This is a genomic window from Clostridium mediterraneense (assembly GCF_900091705.1).
Classification (GTDB): domain Bacteria; phylum Bacillota; class Clostridia; order Clostridiales; family Clostridiaceae; genus Sarcina; species Sarcina mediterraneense.
In genome coordinates, this window is the sequence record NZ_LT594785.1 from 506,738 (window position 1) to 530,709 (window position 23,972).

Genomic DNA, 23,972 nt, shown 5'->3' on the forward strand with positions numbered 1-23,972 from the left:
ATGATAAAAGTTGTAGGGATTAGATTTAAGAAGGCTGGAAAGATATATTATTTCGATCCTAGTGATTTAAATATAAAAAAGGGAGATTATGTTGTTGTTGAAACAGCAAGAGGAATAGAATTTGGTGAATGTGTAATATATAACAAAGAAATTAGTGAAAGTGAAATTATATCACCATTAAAGAAGGTTATAAGAGTTGCTACAGAAGAGGATAAGGATAGTCATTTAGTTAATAAATCTAAAGAAAAAGATGCTTTTTCTATTTGTGAGGAGAAAATACAAAAGCATAATTTAGATATGAAGCTTATAGATGTTGAATATACTTTTGATAATAATAAAGTTATATTCTATTTTACAGCAGATGGTAGAGTTGATTTTAGAGATCTTGTAAAAGAATTAGCTACTATTTTTAAGACTAGAATAGAATTAAGACAAATAGGAGTTAGGGATGAAGCAAAGGTTGTTGGAGGACTTGGACCATGTGGTAGACCTTTATGTTGCTCAAGTTTTCTTGGTGAATTTACATCTGTTTCTATAAAGATGGCTAAAGAACAAAATTTATCTCTTAATCCAACAAAAATTTCAGGAGTATGTGGTAGACTTATGTGCTGCCTTAATTATGAACAAGAAAACTATGAGGAAGTAAGAAAGAAACTTCCTAAGGTTGGTTCTATTGTTGAAACTGTTGATGGAAAAGGTGAAGTTTTATATAATAGTGCAGTTAAAGAACAGGTTAAAGTTAAAGTTAGAAGAGCTAAAAGAGATGAAGATTTTATTGAATATTATAAAATTGATGAAGTTAAACTTATATCAGGTAAATACGAAGCTGATGTAGAAGAAAATGATATAAGACTTGAGTTAACAGATGAAACAGATAAAAGAATGTTAAAGGAGATTTTCAAAAAAGATTAGGGGGAATTTTTGATGAAAGTTGTTGTTAAGATTAGTAATATGAATTCACAAGGTGATGAACTAAAAATACAAGAAGCCTTGGCTAATGCAGAGGGTGTACTTGCTTGTGAAATAAAAAAATCTTTAAGTAGTGTTACTGTTATTTATGATAAGTTATATATAGATGAGTGTGAAGTAATAGATATTATAGAAAATTTAGGTTATATTACTATTTAATATTAAATTTGAAATTATAATAACATAAATTTATTAATTAAATAATACACAGAATAGTTATTTCCTGTAATATCTTTTAAAGTAAAAAAATATATGTTAGAATATAGGGGGAATTTAAACAAATAATTTGGAGGAGGAATTTAAAATGGCATATAAGATTGACGATACATGTGTAAACTGTGGAGCTTGTGCTGCAGAATGCCCAGTAGGTGCTATATCAGAAGGAGATACTCAATACGAGATCGATCCAGAAATATGCATAGATTGTGGAAGCTGTGCTAGTGTTTGTCCAGTAGGTGCACCTAACGCTGAATAATATATATTAAAAGAAGAGTAATTAGCTTATTACTCTTCTTTTTTATTTATCTTTAAATATCTCAAGTATTATTATTTTGCTCATTTCATCAGTTAATTCTTCTTTAGATAGGGATAGGGTTTCTAGTCTTTCTTTAGGATACTCCTTCATTATAAGAAGAAACTCATCAATTGGTTTTAGTGTAAAGCTTAATTCAGCTGTTTTATAATGCATTGGAATTATGTATTTAGGAGAAATCATTTCTATAATTTTTTTTAGGTCTTTGAGTGCAATAGTATATATTTCTCCTACAGGAACAAATAATACATCTATATTACCTAGTCTTTTTATCATTTCTTCATTTAGAATATGCCCAAGGTCTCCAAGATGGCAAATTGATAAATTATCTGCCTCTATTTTAAAAATAATATTATCCCCTCTTTTTTGACCTTTGTAATTATCATGATAACTTTGAAATCCTGTTACTTTACAAAAAGTATTCTCAAATTCTATACATTCTCTAATTATCTTCACTTCTTTAGAAAAATTATCAGTACATGAATGATCAAAGTGAAGGTGACTTATAGTTATTAAGTCAACTTCAGAGTCAAAAGTTTTATAACCTATATCAAGATTATAGGGGTCTGTTAATATTCTTTTTCCTGTTGATGTTTTTAGTAAAAATGATGAATGACCAATAAAGTTAATAATCATATTAATATCCTCCTAGCACATATTAATAGTTATTGACATTTATTATATAAATTAAACATTTATTTTGTTTTAAAATATTGATTTTGGCAATAACTATATTAAGAGAGCAATTTAGCAAAGGGGTATATTAGATGATTTGTGAAAAATGTAATAAGAATGAAGCAAGTGTACATCTTGTAAGAATAGCAAATGGAAAGAAAGAACACCTTATGCTTTGTGAAAAATGTGCTATTGAAATGGGAGATTTGATTATAGAAAGTGAAGTTAAGGAGGGGGATGATTTCGATATAAATAAGATACTAAATGGATTAGTTGATTATATGAGTGAAAAGGAGCAAGATGATATCCTACCTTCTGTTATTAATTGTGATAGATGTAAAACTAATTTTAGAGATGTTAAAAGTAGTGGACGAGTAGGATGCAGTGAATGTTATAAAAGTTTTGAAAAAACTATAACAGATATGATTATTAAAGCACAAGGAAGTGCTGAGCATATAGGTAGAATTGCTTTAAAAATGAGAGGTGAAATTGATGAAAATAGTTATGAAATAAAGTGCCTTGAAGAAGATTTGAAAGATGCTATAGAGTTTGAAAATTATGAGGTTGCTGCTGTTATAAGAGATAAGATTAAAAAATTTAAGAAATTGAAGAATAAGGATGAAGAGGATGAGTGATTCTATTAAAACACAAAATAATATAATTGTTGGTTCAGAAATTATAATTAGCAGAAATCTAGATTCTATAGTATTTCCTTTTAAATTAGGAATAAATCAAGGGAGAGAGCTTTCAGAAAATATATCAAAAACTTTTATGAAAAATGAAAAATATAAGTTTAAAAAAGTTAATTTATGGCAAGAGTCTAAAGAGGATATAGGTTTGTATATTGAGCAAGGAGTTGTAAGTTCTAGCTTATTTAAAAATAAAAATATTTCAAGCTTTGTTATAAGTGAAGATAAGCATTTAATAATTATGATAAATGGTGAAAATCATATAACTGTTAGATTGAGAGCAGATGAAGCAAAATTTAAAGAGCTATATGAAGAGGCAAAATATATTATGGATTTTATTGAACAAAATTTTGATATAGCCTTTCATGAAAAGTTTGGGTATTTAAATTCTTCAATAAATAATTTAGGAACTGCGTTTAGAGTAAGCTCGGTTATACATTTACCTATTTTAAATAGAAAAAGGAGCATAAACCAACTAAATGATGAGTTAAACCAGGTAGGACTTTGTTTAGAGGATATTTATGTTAATGAGAATATAGGTATTTCAAATCTTTATAGGGTTTATAATAAAGTGACAATAGGGGTTAGGGAAGAAGAAATTTTAAATGATATTGAAGCTATAACTTATCAATTAGTGATGAAAGAAAAAAATGTTAGAAAAAAATTTCTTGAAACAGATAGAGAAGAACTTGAAGATAAAATTTTTAGAGCAGAAGCTATTTTAAGTAATGCAAGAAAGATAACATTTAGGGAAAGCCTAGATTTATTATCTATGATAAGACTAGGTGTAGAGATGGATATGATAAATAATTTATCTATAAGTGATTTAAACAGTCTGTGTATTTTAATCCAGCAGAATAATATTTATAAAATTGTAGGTCAGAAACTTACAGAGAATGAGGAAAAGATTAAAAGAGCTTGGATTCTAAGAAAGACTTTGGGTAAAAGTGAAATATAGAAGGGAGAATTTAAATTTTATGTTTTTTGATAGGTTTACAGAAGAGGCGAGGTGTGTAATAGAAGAAGCAAAAAATGTTTCTAAGGAATTAAAACATGGCTATGTAGGAACAGAGCATATTTTGCTTGGTATTCTTAATACTGAATGTAAAGCTGGGCAGCTTTTATTTAATATAGGAATAACTACTGAAGATGTATATAATCTTATTAAAAATTATATAGGAGTTGGAGATATTGACTATAATATGTTAGATAGTCCTTTAACACCTAGAACTAAAAGAATACTTGAAGAAAGCATCCTTGAAGCAAAGAAAGTTGGCTATCAGTATTCTTCAGCTGAGCATATATTATTAACTCTTATAAAAGATAAAGAAGGCGTAGCGTATACAATACTTAATAACCTAGATGCTAATTTAATAAAGCTTAAAAAAGACTTGAAAGATTATATGGGTACTGAGTATACAATAGTAGATAATAAGAATAAGATAGATGAGAGAAAGAGAAGAGAAAAAGATAAAAAAGAAATTCCTGTTCTTTTAAAGCATGGTGTTGATTTAACAGGTATGGCTATGGATAATAAATTAGATCCTGTTATTGGAAGAGAAGATGAAACACAGAGAGTTTTAGAAATTCTTTGTAGAAGAACTAAGAATAATCCTTGTCTTATTGGTGAGCCTGGAGTTGGAAAAACTGCTATAGCAGAAGGGCTAGCACAAAGAATAATAGATGGTAGTATTCCAGAAATTTTAAAGAATAAAACAATAATTTCTTTAGATTTAACTTCTATGGTTGCTGGAGCTAAATATAGAGGAGAGTTTGAGGATAGACTTAAAAATGTTATAAAAGAAGTAAAAAAGAATCCAGATGTAATTTTATTTATTGATGAAATTCATACTATAGTAGGGGCTGGTGGGGCAGAAGGAGCAATAGATGCATCAAATATTTTAAAGCCTGCCTTAGCAAGAGGCGAGATTCAATGTATAGGAGCTACTACTATTGATGAATATAGAAGACATATAGAAAAAGATACAGCTTTAGAAAGAAGGTTTCAACCTGTTATTGTTGGAGAACCAAGTAAAGAGGATAGCCTTTTAATATTAAAAGGTTTAAAAGAAAATTATGAAAACCATCATGAAGTTCATATTACTGAAGAGGCATTAGAAGCAGCGGTTGAGTTATCAGTAAAATATATAAATGATAGGTATTTACCAGATAAAGCTATTGACCTTATAGATGAAGGCTCTTCAAGAGTAAAAATAGAAAGTCTTAAAACACCAGCATATTTAAAAGAAGTTGAAGAAGAACTTGCTAGTTTAACTAATAAAAAAGATAGAGCAATTTTAAATCAGGAATTTGAGAAGGCAGCAAGCTTTAGGGATGAAGAAAAAAATTTAAGAATAAAATTAGGTAGTCTAACAGAAGAGTGGAAGTTAAAGAAAAATAGTGTTAAAGAAATAGTTGATGTAAATGATATTGCTAGTATAGTAGCTAGGTGGACTAAAATACCGGTTGAAAAGCTTACTCAAAAAGAAGCAGATAAGCTTTTAAATCTTGAGGATAGCTTATCAAAGAAAGTAATAGGACAAAAAGAAGCCATAGAAGCTATATCAAAGGCTGTTAGAAGATCTAGGGTTGGATTAAAAGATGAAAAAAGACCAGCAGGTTCATTTATATTCTTAGGTCCTACTGGAGTTGGGAAAACAGAACTTAGCAAGGCTTTAGCGAGTAACCTTTTTGGGGATGAAAGTCATATGATTAGAGTAGATATGTCTGAATATATGGAAAAACAAGATGTTTCAAAGCTTATAGGATCCCCCCCAGGGTATGTTGGATATGAAGATGGTGGGCAATTAACAGAGAAAGTTAGAAGAAATCCATATTCAGTAATTCTTCTAGATGAATTAGAAAAAGCGCATCCAGATGTATTTAATATACTCCTTCAAATGTTAGAGGATGGTAGACTTACAGATTCTAAAGGAAGAGTAGTTAGTTTTGCTAATACTATTATAATTATGACTTCAAATTTAGGAGCTCATACTATTAATAAGCAATCAAGAGTTGGATTCTCTATAGAAGATGATAAAAATGATGATGAATATCAAGAGATGAAAAATAAAATAATGGGAGAACTTAAGAAAAGTTTTAAGCCAGAATTTTTAAATAGAATAGATGATATAATTGTATTCCGTTCGTTATTAGAGAAAGATCTTTTAGATATAGTAGATTTAATGCTTAAAGAAACTAAGAAGAAACTTAGAAATAGAGAAATTCATTTACATTTTAGTGATGAAAGTAAAAAGTTCCTAGTAAGCAAAGGAACTGATCTAAAGTATGGAGCAAGACCTTTAAAAAGAGTTATAACTAAATATTTAGAAGATAAACTTAGTGAAGAAATTTTACTTAAAAATATAAAAAGTGGAGATTCTATAGATGTTATTGTTGAAGATGGTAAACTTAACTTTAAAAAAAGAATTTAAACTTTGGAAATACTGACAATACTATTATAGATTAGCATAAAATCTAATAGAAAATAATAATTGGATGTATTATAGCCCTTGTTTTAAGAAAGTCTATAAACGAGGGTTTTTTATTTATGTAAATATTTTATTAAAAAGTTGTTGCATTTTGCTAGAAAAGTGATATAATAATATCAAGACATACCCTTGGGGGGTATATTGGATTAGGATTGGAATTAAATTAAATTATAGAGTTAGAGTTAGAGTTTAATTTATTTGCAAAGGAGGTTTAGCATGTCTAAGCAAGTAAAAGATATAGATATGATAGTGGTTGGTTCAGGACCAGCAGGTCTTGCAGCAGCAATTTATGCAGCAAGAGCAAATATAAGTGTATTAGTATTAGAAGATAAATATATAGGTGGTCAAGTAAAGACAACTTATGCAATTGAAAATTATCCAGGATTTAAAACAATAACTGGAGAAGAACTTGCTACTAGAATGCAAGAGCAAGCAGAAGATGCAGGAGCAGAAATAGAAGAATTTGATTCTATTATAAGCATGGATCTTAAAGATGATGAAAAGATAGTTGAAACTGAAGATTTTATATACAAGCCTAAAGTTGTAGTAATTGCAACTGGTGCAGGTCCAACATTATTACCAATAAGTAATGAACAAAAGTTCTCAGGAAAAGGAGTTCATTATTGTGCAGTATGTGATGGAGCTATGTATAAAGATGAAGTTGTTGGAATAGTAGGTGGAGGTAATTCTGCACAGAAAGAAGCCTTATACTTATCAACACTTGCAAAAAAAGTATACGTTATAAGAAGAAAAGACTTCTTCCATGGTGAGAAATCAGTTATAGAAAGAATGTTATCAAATGATAAGATAGAAGTTCTTTATAACTGGGATCTTGTGGATGTAGAAGGAGAAAATTTAGTAAATAGAGCATTAATAAAAAATGTAAAAACAGGGGAAGAAAAAGAGCTTGAACTTCAAGCAATATTCTCTTCAATAGGAAGAACTCCTAGAACAGAGTTTGTTAAAGAGCAAGTAAAGGTAAATGAGTATGGATACATTGAAGTTGATAAACGTAAGAGAACAAATATTGAAGGCGTTTATGCAATAGGAGATGTTACAAATACTGAGTTTAGACAAATTACAACAGCTGTTTCAGATGGGACAATAGCAGCACTTGATGCAGCAGAGTATATTGAAAGTAAAAAAACAGAATTAAATTAGTATTATGGGGTGTTATATAGAATGGTAAAGGTTTATTCAGTAGAATGGTGTGCACCATGCAATAAGTTAAAAAAATATTTAACAAAATTAGGTGTAGAATATGAGGTAGTAACAGTAGCAGATGAAAAAGAAGCTAGAGATGAAGTTTTAAGAGTCTCAGGTCAAAGATCTGTTCCAGTTTTAACAATAGATGATAAAGTAATTGTAGGGTTTGAGAAAGCGGAAATAGATGAAGCATTAAAAACTTTACAATTAAACTAAAGGAGGTTTACCATGAGTAGATTAATGAAAAATATCGTAGACGGAGAATTCTACGAAGCAAAAACTAATGATATTTTAGAAGTAAAATCACCAGTAGATGGTTCAGTAGTTGGGTCAGTTCAAGCATTAAGTCAAGAAGATGTTGATTTAATAATGGATTCAGCTAAAAAATCACAAAAGTACTGGGCGGAAACAACAATAGCTGAAAGAGCAGAAATATTATATAAAGCAGCAGATATATTAATGGAAAGAAAAGAAGAACTTGCAAAGATTTTAGTAATGGAAATTGCTAAAGACAAGAAAAGTTCATTATCAGAAGTTACAAGAACAGCTGATTTCTTAAGATTTACAGCAGATGCTGCAAAATCAATTGAAGGACAAAGTATTCCTTCAGATAGTTTCCCAGGATTTAATAAGAGAAAGATTTCTTTCGTAAGTAGAGAACCTTTAGGAGTTGTACTTGCAATTTCACCATTTAACTATCCAGTTAACTTAGCAGCATCAAAAATAGGTCCAGCTTTAATGGCAGGAAACTCAGTAGTATTCAAGCCAGCTAGCCAAGGTGCTTTAAGTGGATTATTCCTTGCTGAAGTATTTAAAGATGCAGGAGTACCAGCTGGAGTTATAAATACTATAACAGGTAGAGGTAGCGTAATCGGAGACTACTGTGTAACTCATGAAGCAGTTGACTTTGTTAATTTCACAGGAAGTACACAAGTTGGTAGAAGAATTTCTAAGATAACAGAAATGACACCACTTCTAATGGAGCTTGGTGGAAAAGATGCTGCTATCGTATTAGAAGATGCAGATTTAGAATTAACAGCAAAGAATATAGTTGCAGGAGCATTCTCATATTCAGGACAAAGATGTACAGCTGTTAAGAGAGTTCTTGTCATGGAAAGCGTAGCAGATGAACTTGTAGCAAAAGTTACAGAAAAGATTAAGGCATTAAAAGTTGGAAACCCATTAGAAGTTGAAGATGCAGCAGTAGTTCCATTAATAGATTCAAAAGCAGCAGATTTTGTTGAATCATTAATGAAAGATGCAGAAGCAAAAGGAGCTAAGCTTGTAATTGGTGGACAAAGAGAAGGAAACTTAATCTACCCAACTCTTTATGATAATGTAACAACAGATATGGATCTTGCTTGGGAAGAACCATTCGGACCTGTTTTACCAATAATAAGAGTTAAGAGTAGAGAAGAAGCTATCGATATAGCTAACCAATCAGAATACGGATTACAATCATCAGTATTTACTCAAGATATAAATGAAGCATTCTACATTGCTAAGAGATTAGAAGTAGGAACAGTTCAAGTGAATAATAAGACAGAAAGAGGTCCAGACCATTTCCCATTCTTAGGAGTTAAGTCATCAGGTATGGGAACACAAGGTATTAGATATTCAATCGAAGCTATGTCAAGACCTAAGGCAACTGTTGTTAATATAATAGAATAATATATGTTTAAAAGAGGTTATCTAGAAGATAACCTCTTTTTTTATCTGTAAGTATATTTTTTTATTTAAAAGAAATAAAAAAACAATTAAAAAAAATTGTTTTTTTCTAAAAATTCATTTTTTCTTAACAAATTTTTTATAATATGTTATATTAGAGAGATTATGAATAACTTAAGATTAGGGAGGCTATAGTTATGAAGAGCAAGGTAAATACTGATGTTCTTATTTTAGGTGGTGGAGTTGCTGGAATAACAGCAGCTACATATACTATGAGGGCAAATGTAAAAACTATTGTCTTAGAAAAAAATTATATAGAAGATAAAGAAGAATTAGAAGAAGAGTTAGGAAACTGTCCTACATTTATATCTTTACCAAGTCCAGAAATTTTAGATGTTATGAAAAAACAAATTAGTCTGGATGGGGGGGAATTTGCTAATTATAATAATATTGAAAAGATATTTTTAACTGATGATAATAAAATCATTGAGACTGAAAATGAAATTTATATTGCAAAAACTGTTATTGTAACTACAGGAGTTGATATTATTAAAATTCCTATAAAAAGTGAATCTACTTTTAGTGGAAATGGAATACATTATAGTGCACTAATTGAACTTGAAAAATATAGAGATAAGGTAGTTGCAACAGTTGGTGAAGGGGACTTTGCTTTAGAGGAAGCTTTATATTTAGCACAAACAGCTAAAAAGGTTTATGTTATAAGAAAAGCAGATATTCTTAAGGGTAAAAGAAATTTACTTAAGGAAGTAAGCGAAAATAAAAAAATAAAAATATTATATAATACAGAATTATTAGACGCATATGGATCAACAAAATTAGAAGGTATTTATATAAAGAATATATTAGAAAATAAAGAGAGAAAATTAAAACTTGATGGGTTATTTGCTTATATGGGAAAGAAACCTAAAGTTTTTGATGTAAAAAAATATTTAGATTTAAGTGCTGATGAATATATAATAGTTGATGAGTTAATGAGAACAAATGTTGAGGGAGTTTTTGCAGCTGGTGATGTTGTAGAAAAATGCTTTAGAAATATATCAAGTTCGGTTGCAGATGCAACAATAGCAGCTTTGTCAGCTACTAAATACTTAGAATCATTAAAATAAAAACTGTGGATAACTTTTCAAAAAGTTATCCACAGTTTTTATTTTAGTTAATTTATTACATAGAAAAAAGCCATTTAAATATAAATGGCTTTTTTATTAGTTATTTAAAGCTTCGTTTATAGCTTCTTTATCAAATCCAACAATTATTGTTCCGTTGATATCTAAAACAGGAACTCCCATTTGCTTACTCTTAGAAACCATTTCTTCTCTTGCTTGTAAATCTTCTTGAACATTGTATTCTGTGAAGTCTACATCCATTTTCTTTAAATATTGTTTTGCTTTATCACACCATGGGCATATTGGTGTACTATATACTTTTATCATTATAATCACCTCATATTTTATATTTATATTATATTCTTATAACTATATTTATATTATAAGTTTAAAACTTTGTCTATAGCAGATTTGTTAAAATCTACAAGTAAGATTCTAAGAATATATAAAACATTTAATAAGTATTTTTGTTTTCATTGTTTCTATAGTTAATGTAAATTTTACGAATCCTGAAATTTTCTTATTAATCATTTATTTTATATATTTATTCATCATATGAGTATTGAAAAATACATATGATGAAATGTATCTTTAAATATATTATAATATTGAATTTTGTTATTTTGATGGAGATTTTTTCTCTAAGTATTCATTAAGTATAAAATTACTTATTATATCAGTAGAATTATAATCAAAAATACTTGAAATAGATATATTGTTTTTACAACGTAAAGGGTTTTTATTAATTTTAGTGTCTTTAAAAAAATTAATTTGTATATCCATGTTACTGACTCCTTGGGCTTTATTTTTATTATCTATATAAAGTAGATAAAATATTCACTTATTTTAAATAGTATCTTTTTATTGAGTTAAGAATTTGTTAATAAAAGTTAACTGGTCTAGACATGTTAGCTAGTAAAAAAGTATAATTTTTATTAGGAGGGTAATTTATGATAGATAAGGGGAGTCTAGTTCCAGCATATATTCAATTAAAAATGATATTATCATCTCAAATTGAAGCTGGTATTTGGAAACAAGGTGAATGTATATCAAGTGAAAGAGAGCTATCAGAGATTTATGGAATTAGTAGGATGACAATAAGACAAGCTCTTGCTGAATTAGTTCAAGAGGGAATACTTATTAAAAGAAAAGGAAAAGGAACATTTGTATCTGATAGTAAATTTACTCAGAAGAATATAATGAGTTTTTCTGAAATAATTAAAGAAGCTGATAAAAAGCTTGAGAATGTAATTCTAGATTTTAAAATTATAAATACCCCAAAAGAATTAAAGTCTATATTTAATGAAGATAAGTTATTTTTTATAAATAGAAATAGAGTTGTTGATAATGAAGTTATTGCAAATGAGGTTATATATATGCCATATAGTTTGGGCAAAACTTTGACTAGAGAAGAACTAAAGAACTCTATTTATAAGTTTTTAGAGAGTATTAATCAAGGGGTTAGTCATTCGGAGTCTACTATTAATTCAATCTTATGTAATGAAGAATATAGAAAACTTTTTGAAATTAATGTAGATTTACCTCTGTTAAAAATCGATAATAAAGTGTATAATTATTCGCGTAGACTTTTATTTATAGAGTCTGCAGTTTACAGATCAGACAAGTACACTTTAGAAATAAATATTTCTAAGAAGAGAGGGATGTAAAAATGAAAGTATTAATAGTTAAAAATTATGAAGAAATGAGTAAGAAGGCAGCTGAATTCATGGCTGAATTAGTTAATGAAAAGCCAGAAGCTATTTTAGGACTTGCAACAGGTGGAACACCAGTTGGAATGTACAAAGAATTAATAGAAATGAACAAAGCTGGAAAGGTTGATTTCTCAAAAGTTACAACAGTAAACTTAGATGAATATGTTGGACTTGCTGGGGATCATGAACAAAGTTATAGATACTTTATGAATACAAATCTTTTCAATCACATAAATGTTAATAAGGATAAGACATTCGTTCCAAGTGGTCTAGCTGAAAATATTGAAGAAGAATGTAAGAAATATGATGAAAGAATTAAAGAACTTGGTGGAATAGACCTTCAATTATTAGGACTTGGTGGAAATGGACACATTGCTTTTAATGAACCAGATAATCACTTAGTAGTAGGAACTCATTTAACAGGTTTAACACAAGATACAATAGATGCTAACTCAAGATTCTTTGAATCAGCAGATGAAGTTCCAAAGACAGCTGTAACAATGGGACTTGGTGGAATCATGCAAGCTAAGAGAATATTACTTATAGCAAGTGGAGAAGGAAAGGCTGATGCTGTAGAAGCTATGATGAATGGAAAAATCACAACAGATTGTCCAGCATCAATGTTACAAATGCATAGAGATGTTACTATAATAGTTGATGAAGCAGCAGCTGCTAAATTAGCTAAGTAGTTTAAAAAAAAGGATGTCTATATATGACATCCTTTTATTTTGTTTAAATATTACCTTAAATTAAAAAGTTAATTATTTTTAACTAAATTTATTGATATTTACAAATAAATTGTTATTGTATTATAGTTATATGTTATTATAATATTAGTTTAATTAATGAAAATATCAAATATGGAGTTGATATAATATGGCTAAGATAAAAACCACTTTCCATTGTCAAGAATGTGGCTTTGAATCACTAAAATGGATGGGCAGATGTTCTAGTTGTGGAAAATGGAATACAATGGTTGAAGAAATAAAAGAATCACCAGAAAAAAGTAAAAAATCCTTAGTTAATATAAGCGAAAAACTTTCTTCTTTAAGAAAGTTAAATGAAATTAAATCCGGTGAAAAAGAAAGATATGATACAGAAATATTAGAATTAAATAGGGTTTTAGGTGGTGGACTTGTTAGAGGTTCATTAACTCTTATTTCAGGAGCACCTGGAATAGGAAAATCAACACTACTTTTACAAACAGCTAATAATATGTGTAAGAAATATGGAAAGGTCTTATATATATCAGGGGAAGAATCTGAAGAGCAGATTAAAATTAGGGGAGATAGATTAGGAGTTACAGCAAATGACTTATATATAGTATCAGAAACTAATTTAGATGTTATAGAGGCTTATATAAATGAGCTTAATCCTGTATTTGTAATAATAGACTCTATACAAACAGTTTATAAAGAAGGCATAAGCTCTGCACCAGGAAGTGTTTCTCAAGTTAAGGAATGTTCAAATGTTATGATGAGAATTGCTAAAGGAAAAAATATTCCTTTATTTATTGTAGCTCATGTTACTAAGCAAGGTGATTTAGCAGGGCCTAGAGTTTTAGAACATATGGTTGATACTGTTTTATCTTTTGAAGGTGAAAGAACAGAAGACTTTAGAATTCTTAGAACTATGAAAAATAGATTTGGAACTACTTCTGAAATTGGTGTTTTTGAAATGAGAGAAGAAGGACTAATGCAAATATATGATCCATCAAGAATGTTTCTTGAGGATACAAGTTTTGGACAGGAAGGTTCTGTTGTTATAGGAGTTATGGAAGGAACAAGACCTATTCTTGTTGAGGTTCAATCTCTTGTAAGTGAAACTAAGGCTGTTATGCCAAGAAGAACAGCTATAGGATTTGAAAATACAAGACTTAGCCTTATGCTTGCTGTTTTAGAAAAAAAATTAAAAGTTCCTTTTTATAATTGTGATGTTTATCTAAATATAGTTGGAGGACTTTCAATAGAAGGTACAACTGGGGATTTAGGAATTGCATTATCATTATTTTCTTCTAATAGAGGAGTTACTACATCTTATGAAAAACTTCTTGTTTTAGGAGAAGTTGGACTTACAGGAGAAATAAGACCTATATCTAATTGTGATAGAATTTTAAATGAAGCAGAAAAAATGGGGTTTGTTAATGTTGTTATACCTTATAGAAATCTTGAAAAGGTAAAAGGGAAAACTAAGATGAATATTATTGGTGTAAGCACATTAAGAGAAGCTATATCAAAGATTTACAAATAAAATAGGTGAAGTGTATGAGAATAGAAAAGAATAGTGAACTTAAAAAGATATTAAAAATGATAAGTCCTGGTACTCCACTTAGGGAAGGGCTTGAAAATATTTTAAGAGCTAAAACAGGAGGACTAATAGTTCTTAGTGATAGTGATGATGTTTTAGAGTTAGTTGATGGTGGGTTTACAATTAATTCACAATACTCACCAGCATATATATATGAATTAGCAAAAATGGATGGTGCACTTATTGTTAGTTCAGATTTAAAGAGAATTTTATTTGCTAATGCACAGTTAATGCCTAATTCAACAATAGCAACTTATGAAACAGGAACAAGACATAGAACAGCACAAAGAGTAGCTAAGCAAACAGGATGCATATCAATAGCTATATCGCAAAGAAGAAATATGATTTCTGTTTATAAAGGTGATATTAAATATGTTTTAAGAGAAAGTAGTGTTATATTATCTAAGGCTAATCAGGCTGTCCAAACATTAGAAAGGTATATAACAGTTTTAGATAGGGTTATAAATAATTTAAATATTTTAGAGTTTCAAGATCTTGCAACATTATTTGATGTAACAACAGCTATTCAAAGAACGGAAATGGTTATGAGAATAGTTCAAGAGGTTGAGGGCTATATAATAGAACTTGGAAATGAAGGTAGACTTATATCTATGCAACTTAATGAACTTGTTAATTATGTAGAACAAGATGGGATTCTTCTTATAAGAGATTATGCTAATGAAAAGTTGAATTATGAAAATATCTATAAGGATTTACAAAAGTTAAGTTCAGAGGAACTTATAGATTTAGAACAAATAGCTAAGGTTTTAGGACATACAGGTAAAGGACTTACAGAAAGCTTAGTATCTCCTAGAGGGTATAGAATTACTAATAAAGTACCAAGAATACCTTCAGCAGTAATTGAAAATTTAGTTACTCATTTTAAGAGCTTAAAGAAAATATTAGAAGCATCAGCTGAAGAATTAGATCAAGTAGATGGTATTGGTGAAGCAAGAGCTAGAATTTTAAGAAATGGACTTAGAAGAATACAAGAACAAGTATCTTTAAATAAAACTAATTTATAAGAATAAAAGGTGTTATGTAGGGAAAAACTAAACAGACTACATAACACCTTTTATATTATCTAAAAGTAAATTCACCTAAAGTTTTAATTTTCTCATTTTCTTTAATAAGAATATCAAAGAAATTTATATCTAGAGTTTCACAAAGAGAAACTAAATAAAATATATTATTGCCAAGTTCACGTTCAACAACTTCACGACAGTTATCACAAAGCTTTCCTGTGACATGAGAATCTAAGCATTTTTTTAATTCTAATATATCATCACCATTATTTAAGCACTGCTTAGACGCATTAATTTCAATACAACCACAAGAAGTTACAGCTTTACAAATTGCTCTAGTTGCTCTAGATTGAGAATCTTGATATTTACTTAATATATCTAAAATACTTTTATGACGAAGTAATGAGCCTGCTACAGCGTTTTGGAAATCATCAAAAATTATATCTTTCATTAAAATTCAACTCCTTATTTAAGAATAATGTAGTGCCTATTTTAAGGTTGTTTTGTTTATTAAACTAACTTGTAACTTGAGTATAATATAAAACAAATATTTATTAATTCATAGGGGGTATTAACTAATTTTAATGAATTAGACTTTAAGTAAAAGTAAGATTGTCTTAATTTTTAGGGTAACACTAATTATGATACATGTGTTATAATTATTTCATGCAAACTGAAAATACTATCAGATTGATGAATTATATATGTTGTTCATGTTAATAATTAAAATAGGAGGTGGTAGCTATGATAAAAAAAGTTTTTAGAGGTTTATTTACAGTGCTAGGTGTTCTTTTAGGAACAGTTATATCAGATTTAGCATTAAAAACCTCATATATAACAGAAAATGCATACTTTGCACATTTAACAGTAAAAGTACTTTGTTACACTATAATTTCTTTATTTTTTGGAATCATATTCTTTTTTATTTCCCCGTACTTTTATAAAGCAATTTCTAAGTTAGTAGATACAATTGAAAAAAGTGTTGTAAAACTTAGTGGAAGTGAAATTATATTTGGGGCCATTGGTGCAATAAGTGGACTAATAATCGCATCTTTAGTATGTTTACCTATAAAGAGTTTACTTGATGATGTAAGTAATACAGTTGGTGCTCTTATAGGAAACATAATTTATATATTTGCGGATATAATAGCTGTTGTGATAGGTGTTAATTTATCTGTTAAGAGAAGAAATGAAATAGTGAGTTTCTTCCAAACAATTAAGAAGAGCTCATCTAAAGATAAGAAAACTAAAACTTCAAAAAATAAATCACCAAAGGTTTTAGATACATCTGTTATTATAGATGGTAGAATATTTGACTTATGTAAAACAGGATTTATTGAAGGTACTCTTGTAATACCTAGTTTTGTTTTAGATGAATTAAGACATGTATCAGATTGTTCAGATTCTCTAAAGAGAGTAAGAGGTAGAAGAGGGCTTGATATACTTAATAAGATTCAAAAAGAATTAGATATGGAAGTTGAAATTTGGGAGGGGGATTTCCCAGATATTCAAGAAGTTGATAGTAAGCTATTAAAACTTTCACAAAAACTTGATGGTAAAGTTTTAACAAATGATTATAACCTTAATAAAGTTGCAGAAGTTCAAGGAGTTCCTGTTCTTAATATCAATGAACTTGCAAATGCAATTAAACCAGTAGTTCTTCCAGGTGAAGAAATGAGAATAACAATTGTTAAAGATGGTAAGGAATCAGGACAAGGTGTTGCGTATTTAGATGATGGTACAATGATAGTTGTTGAAGGCGGAAGAAAGTTTATGGGTGAAGAAATTACTGTAGATGTCACTTCAGTTCTACAAACAGCAGCTGGAAGAATGATTTTTGCAAAGAAGAAGGATTAGTTAAAATATGAAAACTATAGCCATTATATTAGCAGGTGGTAAAGGAAAAAGAATGGGAGCACCTGTTAGTAAGCAGTTTATAGAAATAGATGATAAACCAGTAATATATTATACTATTAAGAAATTTGAAGAGGTAGAGGAGATTGATGAAATAATTTTAGTTCTTCCAAAAGATGAAATAGATTATTTTAAATTTAATATCCAAAATAGATTCAATTTTAATATAAGCAGAATAATTGAGGGTGGAGCAGAAAGACAGGATTCAGTGTATAATGCATTAAGATCAGTTGAAGATGCTGATATAGTTTTAATACATGATGGAGCTAGAGCTTTTGTAACAAATGAGATTATTAAAAATGGTATAAGATATGCTAAAGAATATGGAGCTGCTGCTCCAGGAGTTATGCCTAAGGATACAATAAAGGTGAAAGATAAAGATTCATTTTCTAAGGATACACCTATAAGGGAGAGATTAGTTGCTGTTCAAACACCTCAATGTTTTAAATATTCTTTAATCAAAGAATGTCATGAGAATGTTAAGAGAGAGAAAAAAATAGTAACAGATGATACTATGGTTGTTGAGCAATATGGTCATAATGTATATCTTTATGAAGGTGACTATAAGAATATAAAGATTACAACAAAAGAAGATTTAATATTAGCAAAAGCGTTTGTAAAAGAACAGAAGCTGTCATAGCGGCTTATTGACATGAATAGATTAAACATATATAATATTTAAAAGTTAGAATTTAATATTGCAAAACGTTGATGAAGACTAGTAGAAACATAAAATTCAGAGAGAGAATCCTTGGCTGTAAGATTTTCAACTTAGTTTTGAACCTACTTCGGAGTGTAGCAAAACTATCGGTTTTTATACCGTTATCATGATTAGAGTACAAATTTAGGTGGTACCGCGAGAATACAACTCGCCCTAATTATATATTAGGGTGAGTTTTTTTATTAATTAAAAGTTTTAGGAGGGTTTTTAAAAATGAAAATGTCAAACATGTTAATCTCTACTTTAAGAGAAGTTCCAGCAGAAGCTGAAATTGAAAGTCACAAATTAATGCTAAGAGCAGGACTTATGAGAAAAAGTGCTGCTGGTATATATAATTATATGCCATTTGGTTTAAAAGCTTTAAAGAAAGTTGAAGAGATTATTAGAGAAGAAATGAATAATGCAGGAGCAGAAGAACTGTTATGTTCAGCAATAATTCCTTCAGAACTTTGGAAAGAATCAGGTAGATGGGATGCTTATGGAGCAGAAATGTTTAGATTAACAGATAGAAATAGTAGAGAATTCTGTCTTGGACCAACACATGAAGAAGTATTTACTGATATAGTTAGAAATACAGTTAAGTCATATAAGCAATTACCATTAAATTTATATCAAATACAAACAAAGTATAGAGATGAAAGAAGACCAAGATTCGGAGTTATGAGATCAAGAGAATTTATAATGAAAGATGCTTATAGCTTTGATGTAGATCAAGAAGGATTAGATATAGCATTTAATAAGATGCATAATGCATATGTAAATATATTTAATAGATGTGGACTTGATGCTAAATGTGTTGAAGCTGATTCGGGTGCAATTGGTGGTTCAAATTCAGCAGAGTTCATGGTTAAATCAGAAGTTGGAGAAGATGATATAGCATTCTGTACAGCTTGTGATTATGCTGCTAACATGGAAAAAGCTAAAACAACACCAGAAAAAGCTGAAAAAGTTGATATGTTAGAAATTGAAAAGATAGCTACTCCTACTGAAAAAACAATAGAAGAAGTTTCAGCTTCTTTAAATGTTTCAACAAAGGATGTTGTTAAGACAATTATTTTAAAAGCTGACGAAAATACAGTAGCTGTTTTAGTAAGAGGAGATAGAGAAGTAAATGAAACTAAGGTAGCTAATGCTATTGGTGGAGCTTTAGAAATACAAATGGCTAGTGATAGTTTAGTAAGAACTGCTACAAGTGCAGAACCAGGATTTGCAGGTCCAGTTGGAATTAAAGTTGATAAACTTTTAGTTGATGAAGAAGTTGCTAATATGTACAACTTTGTTGTAGGAGCTAATGAAACAGGATATCACTTAAAGAATGTTAACTACGGAAGAGATTTTGAAGGAACAGTAGGTGACTTTAGAAATGTAGTTGAAGGAGAAAAATGTCCAGTTTGTGCTAATGGAGTTCTTACAATAGCTAGAGGTACAGAAGTAGGTCATATATTTAAGCTTGGAACAAAGTATTCAGAAGCTATGGGAGCAAACTTTATAGATGAAAATGGAAAAGCAAAACCATTTTTAATGGGATGTTATGGAATAGGTGTTACAAGAACACTTGCTTCAATAATTGAACAACATAATGATGAAAATGGAATAGTATGGCCAATGGAAGTTGCACCATATCAAATAGTAGTAGTTCCTGTTAATGCTAAGAATGAAGAACAAATGACTGCTGCAACAGAAATGTATGAAAAGCTTAAGAAAATGAGATTTGATGTTCTTTTAGATGATAGAAATGAAAGAGCAGGAGTTAAATTTAAAGATGCTGAACTTTTAGGAATTCCAATGAGAATTACAGTTGGTAGAGGAATAACAGAAGGTGAAGTTGAATTTAAGCTAAGAACTGCAGCTGAAGCAGAAGTAGTTAAATTAGATGAAATTTATATAAAAATAAATGATGAATTCAACAAATAATATTCATTATTATAGTATATTATAGTAAGAAAGAGCCTTAGGCTTCTTTCTTACTATAGATAAAATTAATAAGGAGGTAAATTATGAAGGTATATAACACTCTTAATAATAGAAAAGAAGAATTTAAGACTATAGTTCCTGGTGAGGTTAAAATGTATGTTTGTGGACCTACTGTCTATAACTTCTTTCATATAGGGAATGGAAGAACTTTTATAGTTTTTGATACAATAAGAAGATATCTTGAGTATAAAGGATATAAAGTTAACTTTATTCAAAACTTTACAGATATAGATGATAAGATGATTAATAAAGCTAATGATGAAGGCTGCACAGTAAAGGAACTTGGAGATAAATATATAGAAGAGTATTATAAAGATGCAGATGGTTTAAACATAGAAAGAGCTACAGTTAATCCAAGAGCAACAGAATTTATGAATGAAATTATTGAATTCGTTGAAGGTTTAATAGAAAAAGGATATGCATATGAAGTTGATGGAGATGTATATTTCTCAACTAAATCATTTGAAGGCTATGGTAAATTATCAGGTCAAAATATAGATGAACTTCAATCAGGTGCTAGAATAAATGTTGATGAAAGAAAGAAAGATCCATTAGATTTTGCTGTTTGGAAGAGTAAAAAACCAGGTGAACCAGCATGGGAAAGTCCATGGGGAGAAGGTAGACCAGGTTGGCATATTGAATGCTCATGCATGGCAAAAAAACTTTTAGGTGATACAATTGATATTCATGCTGGAGGATCAGATCTTGCATTCCCTCACCATGAAAATGAAATTGCACAAAGTGAATCATTAACAGGTAAACCTTTTGCTAACTATTGGTTACATTCAGCTTTTGTTAATGTAAATAATCAAAAGATGTCTAAGTCACTTAATAACTTTAAAACAGCAAGAGAAACATTAGAGCAATATGATGCAGATGTAATAAGATTCTTAATGTTATCAGCACACTATAGACAACAACTTAACTTTAGTGTAGATTTATTAGAATCAGCTAAATCATCAATAGAAAGATTATATAATGCAGTTTCAAACCTTGAAAATATAATGGATGAAACAACAAAAGAATCTATGGATGAAAATGAAAAGACATATTTAGAAAGTTTAGATAAGTATAGACAAAAGTACATTCAAAAAATGGATGATGACTTTAATACAGCTGATGCTATAACAGCTATTTTTGATTTAGTAAAAGATACAAATACTAATGTAACAAGTGAAAGTTCAAAAGAACTTGCAAGTAAAGCTTTAGATTTAATAAGAGAGCTTGGATTACCACTTGGAATTCTTCAAAAATCAACAAAGGTTAGCCTTGAAGATGAGATAGAAGCTTTAATTGAAGAAAGACAACAAGCTAGAAAAGATAGAAACTTTGCAAGAGCTGATGAAATAAGAGATGAGCTTAAAGCAAGAGGAATAGTTTTAGAAGATACATCACAAGGTGTTAGATGGAAAAAACTTTAGAATTTTTATAAATTATATATTAGTACTACCTAGAATAGATGTAAGTTTCTATTTTAGGTAGTTTTTTTCTGTGGATAACTTTTTAAAGAGAAAGCTGTGGATAACTTTTAACTTTAAAATTTATATTGGTTGAGTTATTTATGTTTAACTTATATAATTTAATTTAGATAGAAATAGTAAGAGAAAAATCTATTTTTATTAAGGAGAGTAATAATGATAGAAAATATGTTATTTAAAGAATACACAAAGCAAGAGGCTAGAATGTTTAATCCTCTTCAATTAGCTTTAATTGGTGATGCAGTTTATGAGGTTTATATTAGAAATTATATTTTTAATGAAAACCAAGGTTTATCAGCACACAAAATACATACAAAAGCTATAAAGTATGTTAAAGCTAAAGGACAAAGTGATATAATGCAAATTTTAGAACCTATTTTAAGTGAAGACGAGTTGTATATATTTAAAAGGGGAAGAAATACAAAATCTGCGACTGTTCCTAAAAATGCAAATGTTAGAGATTATAGAGCAGCAACAGGAATGGAAGCTTTAATTGGTTATTTATATCTAACAAATCAACAAGAGAGAGTAATTGAATTATTAGAAAAAGCAGTAAAAGAGTATTAGTTTTATTTAGTAAGATTAATGAAAGAAGAGATTAAAGAGAGGGGTTTTTTAGTTTGAGTAAAGCAGATAAGATTTTTATTGATATGTGTAAAGATATTCTTGAAAATGGAGTATCTTCAGAAGGGGAGGTTGTAAGAGCTAGATGGACTGATGGTGCAGAAGCTCATACTATCAAGAAATTCTGTGTAGTAAATAGATATGACCTTTCAGAGGAGTTTCCTATATTAACACTTAGACCAACAAATTTAAAAGCAGCTATTGATGAAATGCTTTGGATATGGCAAAAGAAATCTAATAATGTTAATGACCTTAACAGTAAGATTTGGGATAGTTGGGCTGATGAAGATGGTTCAATAGGAAAAGCATATGGATATCAAATAGGACGTAAGCATAAATACAGTGAAGGTGAATTTGATCAAATTGATAGAGTTATATATGATTTAAAGCACAATCCATATAGTAGAAGAATTATAGTTAATATGTATAATCATGATGATTTACATGCTATGAATTTATATCCTTGTGCATATAGTATGACTTTTAATGTTACTGGCAATAAATTAAATGCTATATTAAATCAAAGATCACAAGATATTTTAGTAGCGAATAACTGGAATGTAGCTCAATATGCTATTCTTGTACATATGTTAGCACAAGTAAGTGGTTTAGAGGTTGGTGAACTTGTACATGTTATTGCAGATGCACATATATATGATAGACATATACCTTTAGTTAAGGAGCTTATTAGTAGGGAGTCATATCCAGCACCTAAACTTATAATAAATCCAGCTGTTAAGAATTTTTACGATTTTACTGTTGATGATTTCCAATTAGAAAATTATCAAAGTGGTGAACAGATAAAGAAGATACCTGTTGCTATCTAAAATATAAATTTTTAGTTTTATTCTGAAAAAGTATCAGGATTTAGGATATATATATAATGTGATACTAATTAAATTTAATACTTTTATTTTAGAATAGTTTTAAGGGGTCATAATAATAAACTGTTAGTATTTAGAGGATAAATTAATTAAAAATAAATAGAGAAAAGAGGATTAAGATGACAAAGTCAGAAAATAAAGCAAGACAAATGAGAAGATATCAAAAAGAAATGGAGAAAATGGAAAGAAGAGAAAGATTCCAAGCAAAGAATGCTAGAATGGAAGCAGAAATGGGAAGAGAAGATTTAGTTGAAGGTAGAAATGCTGTTATAGAACTTCTTAAGTCAGATAGAACAACAATAGAACAAATTTTTGTTTCAAATGGAAAATCAGAAGGATCAATAAATAAGATATTAGGACTTGCAAAAGATAAGAGAATTGTTGTTAAAGAAGTTGATAGAAAGAAATTAGATTCAATGAGTGAAACAGGAGCTCACCAAGGTGTTATAGCTCAAATTACACCTTTCAACTATAGTTCAGTAGAAGATATTTTAGAATTTGCTGAAAGTAAAGGAGAAAAACCTTTCATAATTATATTAGATGAATTAGAAGATCCACATAATCTTGGGTCAATAGTTAGAACAGCAGAACTTTGTGGAGTTCATGGAATTATAATGCCAAAGAGAAGAAATGTTGGAGTAACAGGTACAGTTTACAAAGCAGCAGCAGGAGCTATTGAACATATGAAGATAGCTAAGGTTACAAATTTAAATGCTGAAATAGATAAGTTAAAAGAAGCTGGAGTATGGGTTTATGGGGCTGACATCAGAGGTCAAGAATATAGTTATGATGTAAACTTTTCTGGAGCATGTGCGATAATTATAGGGAATGAAGGAAGAGGTATGTCTAAACTTACTGCTAAAAAATGTGATAAGTTAGTTAAAATACCTATGGTTGGAAAAATAAATTCTTTAAATGCTTCAGTTGCAGGTGGTATAATGATGTATGAGGTTCTAAAATCTAGAATAATAAAGTAGAA

The 23,972-nt window shown here is 29.2% G+C and carries 25 protein-coding genes and 1 other annotated feature; of the genes, 21 read left to right on the forward strand and 4 right to left on the reverse strand.

The window, feature by feature from the left end:
• From BN8917_RS04345 to BN8917_RS04355, 3 genes are all read left to right on the forward strand, one after another.
• Complete coding sequence (locus BN8917_RS04345) at positions 1 to 912, forward strand: PSP1 domain-containing protein (protein ID WP_066871114.1); 912 nt, start codon at positions 1 to 3, stop codon at positions 910 to 912.
• Positions 913 to 924: 12 nt separating this feature from the next.
• Positions 925 to 1,128, forward strand: coding sequence for a heavy-metal-associated domain-containing protein (locus BN8917_RS04350; RefSeq protein ID WP_066871116.1), 204 nt, complete (start codon positions 925 to 927; stop codon positions 1,126 to 1,128).
• A 145-nt stretch (positions 1,129 to 1,273) separates the two neighbouring features.
• Positions 1,274 to 1,444, forward strand: a complete 171-nt coding sequence (locus BN8917_RS04355) for a DUF362 domain-containing protein (protein WP_066871119.1) — start codon at positions 1,274 to 1,276, stop codon at positions 1,442 to 1,444.
• A gap of 42 nt (positions 1,445 to 1,486) precedes the next feature.
• Here BN8917_RS04355 and BN8917_RS04360 read toward each other — a convergent pair whose 3' ends face one another.
• Positions 1,487 to 2,137, reverse strand: a complete 651-nt coding sequence (locus BN8917_RS04360; protein WP_066871123.1) for an MBL fold metallo-hydrolase — start codon at positions 2,135 to 2,137, stop codon at positions 1,487 to 1,489.
• Between the two features lie 131 nt (positions 2,138 to 2,268).
• On the opposite strand from BN8917_RS04360, the gene BN8917_RS04365 reads away from it, so the two are divergent.
• The 7 genes from BN8917_RS04365 (at position 2,269) to BN8917_RS04395 (ending at position 10,357) form a co-directional block, all read left to right on the forward strand.
• Entirely contained in the window at positions 2,269 to 2,811 is a 543-nt protein-coding gene (locus tag BN8917_RS04365; RefSeq protein ID WP_066871126.1) for a UvrB/UvrC motif-containing protein, read from the forward strand.
• Positions 2,804 to 3,823, forward strand: a complete 1,020-nt coding sequence (locus BN8917_RS04370; protein ID WP_066871128.1) for a hypothetical protein — start codon at positions 2,804 to 2,806, stop codon at positions 3,821 to 3,823. The genes BN8917_RS04365 and BN8917_RS04370 overlap by 8 nt, the downstream gene beginning before the upstream one ends.
• Before the next feature lie 19 nt (positions 3,824 to 3,842).
• Positions 3,843 to 6,299 (forward strand): ATP-dependent Clp protease ATP-binding subunit, encoded by a 2,457-nt coding sequence (locus BN8917_RS04375; protein ID WP_066871131.1) that lies wholly within the window; start codon positions 3,843 to 3,845, stop codon positions 6,297 to 6,299.
• Between the two features lie 273 nt (positions 6,300 to 6,572).
• On the forward strand, positions 6,573 to 7,517 hold the full coding sequence (locus tag BN8917_RS04380; protein ID WP_066871136.1) for an NAD(P)/FAD-dependent oxidoreductase: 945 nt from the start codon (positions 6,573 to 6,575) through the stop codon (positions 7,515 to 7,517).
• Between the two features lie 21 nt (positions 7,518 to 7,538).
• Positions 7,539 to 7,778 carry a glutaredoxin domain-containing protein gene (locus BN8917_RS04385; RefSeq protein ID WP_066871139.1) on the forward strand — a complete coding sequence of 80 codons (240 nt, stop codon included), beginning with the start codon at positions 7,539 to 7,541 and terminating at the stop codon, positions 7,776 to 7,778.
• 12 nt (positions 7,779 to 7,790) lie between these two features.
• Positions 7,791 to 9,233 carry an NADP-dependent glyceraldehyde-3-phosphate dehydrogenase gene (locus BN8917_RS04390; protein WP_066871142.1) on the forward strand — a complete coding sequence of 481 codons (1,443 nt, stop codon included), beginning with the start codon at positions 7,791 to 7,793 and terminating at the stop codon, positions 9,231 to 9,233.
• Between the two features lie 194 nt (positions 9,234 to 9,427).
• Positions 9,428 to 10,357 (forward strand): NAD(P)/FAD-dependent oxidoreductase, encoded by a 930-nt coding sequence (locus BN8917_RS04395; RefSeq protein ID WP_066871145.1) that lies wholly within the window; start codon positions 9,428 to 9,430, stop codon positions 10,355 to 10,357.
• 96 nt (positions 10,358 to 10,453) lie between these two features.
• On the opposite strand, the gene BN8917_RS04400 is transcribed toward BN8917_RS04395, so the two are convergent.
• Positions 10,454 to 10,681 (reverse strand): glutaredoxin family protein, encoded by a 228-nt coding sequence (locus BN8917_RS04400; RefSeq protein ID WP_066871147.1) that lies wholly within the window; start codon positions 10,679 to 10,681, stop codon positions 10,454 to 10,456.
• Positions 10,682 to 10,972: 291 nt separating this feature from the next.
• Positions 10,973 to 11,137: a hypothetical protein gene (locus tag BN8917_RS14340; RefSeq protein ID WP_159426727.1), complete on the reverse strand. Its 165-nt coding sequence runs from the start codon at positions 11,135 to 11,137 to the stop codon at positions 10,973 to 10,975.
• Positions 11,138 to 11,304: 167 nt separating this feature from the next.
• Here BN8917_RS14340 and BN8917_RS04405 point away from each other — a divergent pair, with 167 nt between their 5' ends.
• From BN8917_RS04405 to disA, 4 genes are all read left to right on the forward strand, one after another.
• Positions 11,305 to 12,021 carry a GntR family transcriptional regulator gene (locus tag BN8917_RS04405; protein WP_066871150.1) on the forward strand — a complete coding sequence of 239 codons (717 nt, stop codon included), beginning with the start codon at positions 11,305 to 11,307 and terminating at the stop codon, positions 12,019 to 12,021.
• Positions 12,022 to 12,023: 2 nt separating this feature from the next.
• A complete protein-coding gene (gene nagB, locus BN8917_RS04410; RefSeq protein ID WP_066871154.1) occupies positions 12,024 to 12,755 on the forward strand; it encodes a glucosamine-6-phosphate deaminase in 732 nt (243 codons plus the stop codon).
• A gap of 187 nt (positions 12,756 to 12,942) precedes the next feature.
• The gene (gene radA / locus BN8917_RS04415; RefSeq protein ID WP_066871157.1) at positions 12,943 to 14,316 is read left to right on the forward strand and encodes a DNA repair protein RadA; all 1,374 of its coding nucleotides are present in this window, start codon (positions 12,943 to 12,945) and stop codon (positions 14,314 to 14,316) included.
• A gap of 14 nt (positions 14,317 to 14,330) precedes the next feature.
• Positions 14,331 to 15,398 (forward strand): DNA integrity scanning diadenylate cyclase DisA, encoded by a 1,068-nt coding sequence (gene disA / locus BN8917_RS04420; RefSeq protein ID WP_066871161.1) that lies wholly within the window; start codon positions 14,331 to 14,333, stop codon positions 15,396 to 15,398.
• A gap of 55 nt (positions 15,399 to 15,453) precedes the next feature.
• Here the strand turns inward: disA and BN8917_RS04425 are convergent, their stop codons facing one another.
• The gene (locus BN8917_RS04425) at positions 15,454 to 15,849 is read right to left on the reverse strand and encodes a DUF1573 domain-containing protein (protein ID WP_066871165.1); all 396 of its coding nucleotides are present in this window, start codon (positions 15,847 to 15,849) and stop codon (positions 15,454 to 15,456) included.
• 293 nt (positions 15,850 to 16,142) lie between these two features.
• Between BN8917_RS04425 and BN8917_RS04430 the strand changes: the two genes are divergently transcribed.
• From BN8917_RS04430 to rlmB, 7 genes are all read left to right on the forward strand, one after another.
• On the forward strand, positions 16,143 to 17,255 hold the full coding sequence (locus BN8917_RS04430; RefSeq protein WP_066871168.1) for a PIN/TRAM domain-containing protein: 1,113 nt from the start codon (positions 16,143 to 16,145) through the stop codon (positions 17,253 to 17,255).
• Positions 17,256 to 17,262: 7 nt separating this feature from the next.
• Positions 17,263 to 17,952: a 2-C-methyl-D-erythritol 4-phosphate cytidylyltransferase gene (gene ispD, locus BN8917_RS04435; protein ID WP_066871172.1), complete on the forward strand. Its 690-nt coding sequence runs from the start codon at positions 17,263 to 17,265 to the stop codon at positions 17,950 to 17,952.
• 59 nt (positions 17,953 to 18,011) lie between these two features.
• Positions 18,012 to 18,192: a binding site (T-box leader), on the forward strand.
• A 54-nt stretch (positions 18,193 to 18,246) separates the two neighbouring features.
• Entirely contained in the window at positions 18,247 to 19,947 is a 1,701-nt protein-coding gene (locus tag BN8917_RS04440; RefSeq protein ID WP_066871175.1) for a proline--tRNA ligase, read from the forward strand.
• 83 nt (positions 19,948 to 20,030) lie between these two features.
• Complete coding sequence (gene cysS, locus BN8917_RS04445) at positions 20,031 to 21,428, forward strand: cysteine--tRNA ligase (protein WP_066871178.1); 1,398 nt, start codon at positions 20,031 to 20,033, stop codon at positions 21,426 to 21,428.
• Between the two features lie 213 nt (positions 21,429 to 21,641).
• A complete protein-coding gene (locus BN8917_RS04450; RefSeq protein ID WP_066871181.1) occupies positions 21,642 to 22,052 on the forward strand; it encodes a Mini-ribonuclease 3 in 411 nt (136 codons plus the stop codon).
• A 53-nt stretch (positions 22,053 to 22,105) separates the two neighbouring features.
• Positions 22,106 to 22,936, forward strand: coding sequence for a thymidylate synthase (gene thyA / locus BN8917_RS04455; protein ID WP_066871184.1), 831 nt, complete (start codon positions 22,106 to 22,108; stop codon positions 22,934 to 22,936).
• 176 nt (positions 22,937 to 23,112) lie between these two features.
• Positions 23,113 to 23,970 carry a 23S rRNA (guanosine(2251)-2'-O)-methyltransferase RlmB gene (rlmB, locus tag BN8917_RS04460; protein ID WP_066871187.1) on the forward strand — a complete coding sequence of 286 codons (858 nt, stop codon included), beginning with the start codon at positions 23,113 to 23,115 and terminating at the stop codon, positions 23,968 to 23,970.
• The last annotated feature ends 2 nt before the right edge of the window (positions 23,971 to 23,972 follow it).